The sequence below is a fragment of the Candidatus Eisenbacteria bacterium genome, assembly GCA_016867715.1.
In the GTDB taxonomy this organism is placed as follows: Bacteria; Orphanbacterota; Orphanbacteria; order Orphanbacterales; family Orphanbacteraceae; genus VGIW01.
In genome coordinates this window covers 1-10,445 of record VGIW01000104.1, presented here as the reverse complement: position 1 = coordinate 10,445, position 10,445 = coordinate 1, and the positions used below count along the sequence as shown (strand labels likewise).

Annotated in this window: 10 protein-coding genes; 9 read left to right on the top strand and 1 reads right to left on the bottom strand. The window is 61.9% G+C overall.

Translation table 11 applies throughout. The features are described 5' to 3' along the window. The 9 genes from FJY73_12765 to FJY73_12725 all read left to right on the top strand — a co-directional run. Positions 1-2,567: S8 family serine peptidase (locus FJY73_12765; protein ID MBM3321537.1), on the top strand; the 2,567-nt coding region annotated here is incomplete at its 5' end. 62 nt (positions 2,568-2,629) lie between these two features. After that, the gene (locus FJY73_12760; GenBank protein MBM3321536.1) at positions 2,630-3,205 is read left to right on the top strand and encodes a hypothetical protein; all 576 of its coding nucleotides are present in this window, start codon (positions 2,630-2,632) and stop codon (positions 3,203-3,205) included. 16 nt (positions 3,206-3,221) lie between these two features. Continuing rightward, on the top strand, positions 3,222-3,557 hold the full coding sequence (locus FJY73_12755) for a T9SS type A sorting domain-containing protein (GenBank protein MBM3321535.1): 336 nt from the start codon (positions 3,222-3,224) through the stop codon (positions 3,555-3,557). 33 nt (positions 3,558-3,590) lie between these two features. Then, a complete protein-coding gene (locus FJY73_12750) occupies positions 3,591-6,500 on the top strand; it encodes a S8 family peptidase (protein ID MBM3321534.1) in 2,910 nt (969 codons plus the stop codon). A 47-nt stretch (positions 6,501-6,547) separates the two neighbouring features. Then, positions 6,548-7,111: a hypothetical protein gene (locus tag FJY73_12745; GenBank protein MBM3321533.1), complete on the top strand. Its 564-nt coding sequence runs from the start codon at positions 6,548-6,550 to the stop codon at positions 7,109-7,111. A gap of 393 nt (positions 7,112-7,504) precedes the next feature. Continuing rightward, complete coding sequence (locus FJY73_12740; protein ID MBM3321532.1) at positions 7,505-8,449, top strand: IS66 family transposase; 945 nt, start codon at positions 7,505-7,507, stop codon at positions 8,447-8,449. A 418-nt stretch (positions 8,450-8,867) separates the two neighbouring features. Continuing rightward, on the top strand, positions 8,868-9,239 hold the full coding sequence (locus FJY73_12735; GenBank protein MBM3321531.1) for an iron-sulfur cluster assembly accessory protein: 372 nt from the start codon (positions 8,868-8,870) through the stop codon (positions 9,237-9,239). Continuing rightward, positions 9,236-9,490, top strand: a complete 255-nt coding sequence (locus FJY73_12730) for a NifU family protein (GenBank protein ID MBM3321530.1) — start codon at positions 9,236-9,238, stop codon at positions 9,488-9,490. Before FJY73_12735 ends, FJY73_12730 begins: the two co-directional genes overlap by 4 nt. 186 nt (positions 9,491-9,676) lie before the next feature. After that, on the top strand, positions 9,677-10,015 hold the full coding sequence (locus tag FJY73_12725; protein MBM3321529.1) for a hypothetical protein: 339 nt from the start codon (positions 9,677-9,679) through the stop codon (positions 10,013-10,015). Positions 10,016-10,057: 42 nt separating this feature from the next. Here FJY73_12725 and thyX read toward each other — a convergent pair. Then, positions 10,058-10,445 (bottom strand): FAD-dependent thymidylate synthase (gene thyX / locus FJY73_12720; protein ID MBM3321528.1); only part of this gene is annotated, 388 nt, incomplete at its 5' end.

Sequence of the window (10,445 nt, the reverse complement as noted above, 5' to 3'; positions counted from 1 at the left end):
CCGAAGTGGCTCGGCTCCGCTTCGTGGCGGTCGAGGAAGGCGCCTGCGCAACCTTCGCCTGGGACTCCACGATGTGCGGCTGGCAGAACACGGAGTTCGAGGAGGGGACGTTTGGAGGCTTCGAGGGAACGACGGTGTGCGTGCGGGGAGGCGGGGACGAAGCCGAGGACGGATCCTCCGGCGGTGACGAAGGAGCAGACGGCGGAGCTGCTCCGCCCGAGAGTCAGGGAGGTGATGAGCCCCAAGTGCCGGCATACCTCTCGGACGGGATTACGTTTTATCCGAGAGAGAAGAGCAATGCCTTGAATGGCCTGGCGATTGTACAGTTTCGGGAGGGGTACTTTGCCATTCCTTCGAATCGAGACAAGTGTATGCTTGAGGAGGCCAGCATCGCCGATGACAGCATTGCGCACGTATTGTCCCGTGCCGGCGTTGTGGAGATTGAGCGCGTCGATCCCAGCGTGCGGCCGGAGAACCCGGTCCTCTATGCAAAGAGCGGACGCAGGTTTGATCTCACGGAACTCACAAGAACCTACGTTATTCGAGGATCGCGGTCGTCCTCGGCGAGGAATCTCCTGCACGCGCTGAGTGCCGTCGCCTACGCTTACGACTACGCGGAACCGTGCTATCCGATCGAGCGGTTCGACTTCCCGGAACCGCCGACTACCCTGCCGGGCGATTCGATCTTCGTTCTCAACCTCGAAACCCAACCCCGCCAACCTCACCTACTCGAGTCTTCGGGGTACGGGCTGAACATGGGGGCTGTCTGGCCCATAACGACAGGAAGCCCCCGGGTCCATCTTGGGATCTTCGACGTCGGAGTGGATTCGTCTCTTCACCCGGATTTGACTGTCCGCGATGAACAGGGAGATCCTGTTGGGAGTAGATACATCTACAGAAACGTATGCAATAAGGATACCGCTACAACGGCCGGCCACGGACAGGTTGTTCTCGGAATCGCTGCCGCACTCACTCACAACCGCAAGCCCACTAGCGACATCTACGAGGGCATTGCAGGTATAGCAGGTGGTGCGGGTGGGGCATGTGCTGATACAGGGTGCGGAGTCACCGTGACTTTCTATGACCACCTGGGTTGCGAGGACAGCGTTGTGGCTCCGGGTGATACATTGAAGTGGATGCCCGTGGCATACGTCCGCATGCTGCATATGGCAATCCGCGACGGGGTGGACATTGTGAGCATGAGCTCTGGTGTTACTCCCATTGGGGGGCCCTGGATGCCTGACACGATGGATGTAGTCACGGTATCGAAGGCACTTGTCAGGGCTTACAAGAGTGGCATGACACTCGTTGCGGCGGCGGGGAATCAAGGGAGCTCAGGTCCAAGGCTCATTCAAATCCCAGCGGATGCCCAAACCAATCGGATGCTTGTTGTAGGTTCTGGCAGGGTTACCGGGGCATCGCACGAGATCACCTCTATCGGGAATAACCTTGACTGTCTGGCGGCGGTGACCACGGATGCGGAGGATTCCACAATGTTCGCGCTGGGGCCGAATGGAAGCTATGCGCGGATCAGAGAAATGTGGCCAACGGGCGGCTATGGGACGTCGTGGGCTGCACCGCAGGTCTCCGGTGTCGCGGCTCTCCTCATGTCGGCGGTGCGACTCCACTATCCCGCGAGGTCGCTCGTTCACGAGGAAGTTGAGGCGCTGATCAAGGCTGGCGCGGAACGCTGCACAGACTATTCGGATGTCCCGAATGAGAACTGCGGTTATGGCTTTGCGAGGGCCGATCGGTCAGTAGCTTTCACGCAACCCCCCTGGTACTGGGAGAGAAAGTGTGCGACGGGCCGAGACTTCGTCGACGGAAGCGCACTGGCGGAAACGGTGATCGTCTGGGACGATGATGGGGCGGAAACACTCATGCCTGAGGGCCGTTATGTGGGGAAGCCGTACACGGTCTACTTGACGATTGAAGATCCGCACTTGGGAAGTGAATCAATGCCTGTCGTGGCAGGGATTGGGGAAGGCGCGCCCGGGTCGAGCTGCTATACCAGCGGGTGGGCGAACCCGGCCCGCATGAATGCAGTTGAAGCGCTGTATCAAGACTATTGTTGCGAGGTCGACAGTGTCTGGCCTTATGGGTTTAGGTTGAAAACTACGCTGTGGGAGTTTACGGGGATATTTCGACAGGGTGCCTTGGTCGACACATGCTTCTGGATGCCCAGAGACACGCTGAGCGAGAACAACTGGTACTACGGAATCTTCTACGAGGTTGACTCCGCCACCGCCACGGCAATTGAAGATGGGGAGACGCCTGTCGGGTCCGATCTCGGCCCGAGGATACTGCGAGTCACCCCAAACCCAGCGAATCCAACCGTTGGAATCACCCTACAGCTTAGTCACCCCCTGCCTGTTAGCGTGGAAGTCGTTGACGTCTCTGGAAGAGTCGTGAGGGCGCTCACCCGCGAGACTCTCCAGGCAGGGCAGCCCTTCCTTGTGTGGGACGGCCGAGACGCCGGAGGCATACCGGTTGGCTCTGGAGTGTACTTCGTGCGTGCCGCAGGCGGAGGGAAGGCCGATGTCAGGAAGATCGTGGTGCTTCATTGAGGGCGTTGAGAAATGGGGTTTCAGATGAGTTGCGCAGGAGGTGAATCATGGGAGGTGCGTGGATGGCCTGGCGAGGGTTGCTGGGGTGGCTGCTTGTCGTGATTGCGGGGGGAGCGACGCGTGCCCAGCCGTACTGGCTCGAGGTGGACCTTGACGGGGTCCCGGGGAATGGGCCCGACACCGTGGCTGCGACTGTCGGGGAGAGCTTGTTTGTGGATCTCTGGGTGATGGGACATACGCAGGGAGAAGAGTGGCAGGGTCTCCTTCTTGTCTACGCCACCCTGTGCAACGAAGACGGGTGGCTGCAGTTCGTGGAATGGACTCTGGGGCCCGTCGCGTACCCGTGCATGCAGTACTACACGGAGACGGTATCCGGCGGCGCATGCACGGGCATGATGGGGACGGGGTACGTCATCGGCTGTGCGACTCCGGCTCCCTTTCTCTTTTCGAGGGTGACGTACGACCTGATCGGAGGGGAGACATTCGCCGATCTTGAAGTGGACTTGGGGAACTCATACTGGATCGACTATGCGTATGACGCGGGCGACTTCGTGGCTGGGATCAACGGCGTCATCCGAATCGATGCGACCGCCACGGAAGGGATGACGTGGGGGCGGGTGAAGCGCCTCTTCCGGTAATGACTATCGCATATTCATGGGCGCCGTATCGTTCGTGGTCACCGCGACCGGCGTGGCGAGCGGGGAGTCGCTGCCCCAGCTCACGGTGTTTCCCGCGCGCCCGAATCCGGCCCCCTCGGCGACCACGATCCACCTCTTGATCCCGAGACCGGGCCGGGTGGAGGCCGACGTGTTCGACGTGAGCGGCCGACGCGTGCGGGTTCTTTCTCGCGGTCTCATGGAAGGGGGCGCGCAGACGCTCTCGTGGGATGGGAGGGATCAGCGAGGGAATCCCGCGGGCTCGGGCGTGTACTTCGTCCGGGTGCGGAACGAGGGGAACGAAAGGACGCTCAAGACGGTGCTTGTCCGGTAGGAGAGCCACAAACCTGGCGGAAAGGAGAACGCAATGGCTCCCCGTATCCTCGTGTTCGTGGCATGCATCCTGCTCCTTGCTTCGTCCGCGGTCGCGGAATGGGATATCGTAGTCGACTTCGATTCGAACGCGACGAACGGACCGGACACGCTCGACGTCGCGTCCGGCGACACGGTTCTCGCTCGCGTGTGGATCGCCGACAGCACGGATTCTCTGTTCGGCTTCGGCATCACCATCGGGGACACGAGCGGGGTCCTGGCGTGGGTGGAGGATTCGGCGAGCGCGATCTTCGTTCTGCCGGAAGAGTGGACGAGGTTCTCGGTCCTCAAGGATGAGCAAGGATTCCTCCTTCTCCAGCCGTACGACTTCTCCTTCAGCGCGCCGCTGCATCTCCCTTCCGAAGTGGCTCGGCTCCGCTTCGTGGCGGTCGAGGAAGGCGCCTGCGCAACCTTCGCCTGGGACTCCACGATGTGCGGCTGGCAGAACACGGAGTTCGAGGAGGGGACGTTTGGAGGCTTCGAGGGGGCGTCGGTGTGCATGGGAGGAGGAGGGGAGGACGGTGGGGGCCAGGGATCGGGTGCGGGGGGAGATGAAGCAGATGGGCCGGGTGGTGGCCAAGAAGACGGAGGCGGAGGATTCCTAACCAGGAGACACGGCGTGACACTGCTCCCCGGGGATGGATCCAACGCCCGCGACGATGTAGTAATCGTCCAGTTTCGCCGAGGCTACCTCGATCTTCCTTCTTCGGTTCTCCGGTGCTCCCCGGTGGCCCTCGACATCGCCGACGATGGAGTGAGAGAGGCGCTTGAGAACGCGGGCGTTGTGGAGATCGAGAGGCTGGCGAAGACCGTGGACCCGGACAATCCCGTGATCTACTCGAAGTACGGGAGAAGGTTTGACTTGTCGGACTTGACGCGGACCTATTACCTCCGAACATCCGGATCGCAGTCTGCTCGCGACATCCTCGGGGCAATCCGCCGGTGTGCTTATGCCTATGACTATGCGGAACCGGTATATCCTCTCGAGATGTTCGGGTTTCCCGAAGACGGATCTCCCGGTGATTCAGTCTTTCTTCTCGGGCGTCAGCCGCACCTCGATTCCACGAATGGCTTCGGCCTCAACATGCCAGCAGTTTGGCCGATTACGACGGGGAGCCCAGAGATACGCCTTGGAGTCTACGATCACCCTGTGTGCCCCTCACACCGAGATCTTGTGATTCGAGATTCAAGCCAGACCCCCGACAGCGTGGGATACAGGTTCGAGTACGTGGATGTTTGTGATAGCTCCTTGGCCCCGTCCTGCGGGCCCAACCCCCACGGGCAGTGGGTCATAGGACTCGCCGCTGCACTCACGCACAATGTCAAGCAGGGGGCTCCCGGGGAGTATGAAGGGATTGCTGGCATCAGCGGAGGCTCGGGCCGAACCTGCAAGCCGGACAGCTGTGGCGTCGCCGTACAATTCTACGATTACTACTATGGGTGTGGCAGCTCCACCGAAGGGTATGTCGAGATGGTCAACCGAGCCATTCGTGAGGGGACCGACGTCATCAACATGAGCAATGGATACTTTCCGAGCCAGCTTCAACAGCAGCCCAATATGGCGCATGGTGTCACGGATGCGAAGGCCTTCACGAGAGCCTACAAGGCGGGCATGACTCTTGTCGCCGCGAACGGAACCAGTGGGTTCAACGCAGATACATACTTTGTGGTGCCAGCCGCCCTTCAGCCGAACCGAATGCTCGCGGTAAACACAGGGAATATGCAGGGGGAGTGGATTCGGAGATCTGGAAGGGGAGAGACGGGCAATCCCAACTACATCGACTGCCTCGTCATCACGTCAAGCACACCTGAGGGGGCGGGGATGGTCGTAGCGGACACGGCCGGTACATACAAGGAGGGACCGGCATTGGGACTTGGCGGGTCAGGGGGATCTCTTGCGGCTCCTCAGGTCTCTGCTGTCGCGGCATTGCTCATGTCGGCTGTCATCGGGCACTACCCGGGTCGACAGCTCCTGCACGAGGAAGTCGAGGCACTGATAAAGGCGGGGGCGGAGCCGTGTTCTAATCAAGGGAGTATCCCCAACGATTCGTGCGGGTACGGCTTCGTGCGAGCCGATCGCTCCATAGGATACACGCAATTCCCAAGGCAATGGTTTCGTAGCAGGACGACGGGTCGGGACTCGCTAACGGCGCTCAGCCCCAGGACCGTGTATGTATGGACTGATGGCAGCGGGGAAAGCCTGATGGAGGAGGGCATGTTCATCGGAACCCCATATGCCGTGTACAAGACGGTGTCTCTCCCCAGAGGAACAGCTCTTCCGGTTGTCGCCGGAATCGGCGAGAGCGCGCATAGTGACATGGGTGATCGCACGCTTGGATGGGCCAACCCAAGTACACCGGATTCGGTTCGTGCGCTCTACCAGGATTTGTTCTGCGAAGTGGTTGAGGTTGACACGGGTGAAGCGACACTGCGGACGTATCTCTGGCGATTTACGGAGGCGATCGTTGACACGGGAGCGGGGCCTGATACAATTGACATTGGCGACTTCTGGATGCCCGTTGACACAACAACCCCGAATGAGTGGTACCTCTCATATTTTGTGAAACTCGACAGCGCTACAGCAACTTGGTTGCCGGGTGGCAGCGCGGATGATACTCAGGCACTGCTCTCTCGAATCCTCGCGGTAAGGCCAAACCCGGCGAACCCAATCGTAACGATCGATTACTATGCTGCCGACCCACGGAAGGCGAGCTTGCGTGTGTACAACGTTTCTGGACGGCTGGTAAGGGATATTACCCCTGAGGAGTCGAGCTGGGGGAGTCGCCAAACGGTCACGTGGAATGGGAGAGACGGAGAGGGCCGCGACGTACCGTCGGGAGTCTATTTTGTGCGTCTGGGTTCTGAAAGTGGATATGACATACGGAGAGTGGTCTTAGTTCGTTGACGAGACCATGTGCGCGAAGACAAGCGATACGAGTGGGGGTGGTCGGTATGAGAAGGACGTTCGTGTTGGGGCTGGGAGCGGTGGCGTTGGTGTTGATCTGGCCCCTGGCTGCGCGCGGCCAGGACTTTGGAGTCGAGGTTGACCTAGACGGGCAGCTGGGAAATGGCCCAGATACTGTGGTTGTCGGGGCGGGCGACTCAGTGACGGCAGAGGTTTGGATCGAAGATCATGACGGGATGATAATATACCTGCTGGTGCGCCTTTGTAACCACGATAGGTACCTGAGCTTCACGAGCGGGACCTATATGTTGTGGGGAACGTGGGAGGGGCAGCCGATCGTGGCGGACAGCGAGTGTGTCACGTTTGAGGCGATTACGTTTTCGGAACCGGGCCCGCCCGCATATCATGTTGGATCTGCAACGTATACTGCTGCTGTCGAGGGAGCCACCGCTGAGCTGTCGGTCGATCTGGAGGGCTCTCTCTACTGTAACGGGGAACTCGTCTGTGACCAGTTTGCATACGCAGTTCGCGCTTATGTTCGGGTGGAGCCGGGGGAGCCGACGGCTTCGGAACAACCGACTTGGGGAACGATCAAAGGCCTCTTTCGCTGACCGCGAGGAGGGAAAAGCCCTTCGTGATGTGCACGTGGTTTTCTTGTATTCTGGGGACACGATACCTATTTCGTAACTCCTCGCCTGACCCCGTCTAGTCAAGCTGCATAGAGTTCGGTCATCGTGTGCCTTCGAGAGGAGGGCGAGCGATGGACGGACGAGCGCGTCGATTTCGAGAGGCGGCCCGGCGAGAGAACCGAGGATGCCGGGGGACCGCGAGGCTGGATCGGTTCCCGGTTTCCTTGGACAGGGGTTTGGGGGGATGATGGGGTGAGTTCTTGGGGAGGAGGAGTCCATGGAGACCAACAAGAGTGGGACGGAGCGGGTCGGAACGGAGGGAGCCCGTAGGGCGACCGGAGTTCCGACCCGTCGGCCGCGGGAGGACCGGGGCCGGTGGAGTTCGCGGCGTCGAAGTTCCTCGATCACTTGCCTCTCGAGCGACAGGCAAGGATCCTTCGTCGCGAGGGCCTCGCGATCGACTCGCAGACGCTCTGGGACCAGACGAACCTCTTGGCGCATCACCTAGCGCCGACGGTTCAGGCGATCCGGCACACCGTGCTGGAGTCGGCTGTCGTCGGAGCGGACGAGACTCCGTGGCGCTTGATGGGCGGTCATCCGAAGAGGTGGTGGGTCTGGGCGCTCACGAACGGAGAGCTCGCCGCCTACGCGATTTTGGATAGCCGGTCGAAGGCGGCCGCATCCGAAGTCCTCGGCGGCTATCGCGGGATCGTGATGGCGGATGCGTACGGAGCCTACAACGCGCTCACACGCGCCGGTCCTTCGTTCCGGCTCGTCCACTGCTGGGCGCATGTCCGAAGAAAATTCGTTGAGATCGAAGAGAACTACCCGGCCGAGTCGAAGGAGATGCTCGATCTTCTCCGCGAGCTCTACGCCGTCGAGGAGATCGTCCCGAGCCCAAACGGGAACGAGGAAGCGCGGCGCCTTCGCGCGGAGCTCCGCAACACCCGATCGAAGGAGATCGTTCACCGGATCCGGGACTGGGCGCTCGCGCAGAGACCGCTTCTCCGAAGCGGGCTCGGCCAGGCCATCGACTACATGCTCGGCCTCTGGACAGGACTCACTGCGTTCCTGAAGGACCCGAACATCCCGCTCGACAACAACGCCGTCGAGCGGGCTCTCCGTGGGGTTGCCGTGGGACGCAAAAACCACTACGGCTCCCGCTCCCGACGCGGCACCGAGGTCGCCGCTCTCTTCTACTCCCTCTTCAAATCCGCGAAGCTCGCCGGCGTCGAGCCGAAAAACTACGTGCTCCGAGCCGCCCACGCCGCGATCACCAAGCCCGGCACCGCGACCCTGCCCGCATCGCTCCTCTCGTAGCCGCCCCTCTGTCCAGCGTCAGCAAACTCTCCGATCCGCCATCGGGGCAGGGCGAGTACGTACGGACATCGGTAGAATCGCTCTTCCGATAGGTCCCCATCTGCGCGTGCAAGAGCCTTCAAAGGAGGGTTTTTCGGGTGCGGGGAGAGATGGCGCCCCCTCCGGCGATGCTTTCCACGCCGGCGCAGGGCGCGAGCGGGCTTTCGTTCCCCGCCGCGACGGTCCCCTGACGTTCTCCTCCGCCCGAAAGCCCGGCCAGCGACCGATCGCGGCGAGCCGCTTGCGCCGGTCGGGCGGGGCGGTATATTATTGGAAAGGAGCTTTCGTTCGCGGGCTCGCGCTCGATCGGGTCGGGACGAAGGAAAACAATCGTTCGGCTCGCGCTCGATCGGGTCGGGACGAAGGAAAACAATCGTTCATGGACAAAGGGAGTATGCGAATGGTCACGTTCAGCGATGCGGCGCGCGAGCGGATTCTCGCCATCATGAAGACGCAGGAGAAGACGGACTGCGGGATTCGGGTGCGAATCGCGGGCCGGCACATCGAAGGCTATCGACACGAGCTCTCGTGGGTCGAGCCGGGAGGGGAGGCCGGCGACGACATGTCCGTCGACGCGGGGGGCTTCAAGGCGTATGTCGACCCCCTCAGCGCGCCGCTCCTCGGCGGGACGACGATCGACTATGTCGAGGATGCTTCCGGGGGTATGTCGAGGATGCTTCCGGGGGAGGGTTTGTCTTCAACAACCCGAACCCGGTCGTCTGGTCCGATCCGGAGAACGGCCGCGCGGTGATGGAGCTCGTCGAGAGCGCGATCAACCCGGCCCTCTCCGGGCACGGCGGGCACGTCGAGATCCTCGACGTGAAGGACGGCAACGTGTTCGTCCGCCTCGGAGGCGGTTGCCAGGGATGCGGCATGGCGAACGTGACGCTGAAGCAGGGGATCGAGCGGATGATCAAGGAGAAGATCCCGTCGATCCGCGCCGTCATCGACACGACCGATCACGCCGGCGGGAAGAACCCGTACTATCGCCCAACGCACTGATCCTCGGTTTTCAAAACCACCGGGCGCGTCCTCTCGCGGGGGCGCGCCCTTCCTCCTTTCCGGACGCTCCCGCCGTCTGCTTGTCCGATCGCATGGAACGCGAAAAGGCTCGCGAGGGATCCCGCTGGAGGTGTATGCTGAGCGCGTACGAAGAGACCGACCAAGGTCGCTTGTTGGAGAGGTGCCGTGTCGAGCGGGAGAGCTTCCTTCCGATCCCACGAGGAAGGGACTCCGCGGAATCCGGCCTTCGTCTCGTCTTCAGCGCGCCGGCGCGCGTGGAGGAAGAAGGGGCGCTGGATTTCCGTCTTCCTCTACGCCCTTCTCATTCTCTTGAACTTCGCGGTGCTTTCGCTCTTCGGTCCCGGCGAGCTCGCGGACGACATCGCGCGCATCTTCGGCGGCGCGCGCGAGACCGCGCAGGGCGCGCCGAAGACCCCAGTTTCCTCGCCGGGCCAGTTCCCGCCCGGGGAGAGCTGGGACACGAGCGCGCGCTCGTCGGAGCAGCCGGGCGCGGCGCCGCGATAGGTAAAGCCCCCTCTTCCCCCGTCTCCCGAACCCGAGCGCGTCTCAGCGGCGTCCAGTCCCTCCCGCTTCCCGAGTTCCAGTGAGCGAGTCGAACACCTCCGCGGTCCAAGGCATCTTCTCGCGGAAGATCGCGCGCGCGGCCTCGGCGTAGAGGCGGATCTCGTGCTGCGCGTGCTCGTCGCAACGAAGCCTGAGGAAGTTCATCAGGGCGCGCGCGTTCACCGACCAGTAGAACTGCGTGTACATGTTGAGTGGGAGAACGATCCGGGCCAGCTCCTTCGCCGTCCCCTCTTCGAGAAGGGCGCGGTACGCCGCGATCGCACGCTCCGAGGCGTCGCGGACCCGCTCTCCGAACGCGCGGTGCTCCTCTTCCGGAAGGTCCGCCAGCACGGAGCCCTGCTTGTTCTTCTCCTCCTTCACGCGCTTCCGG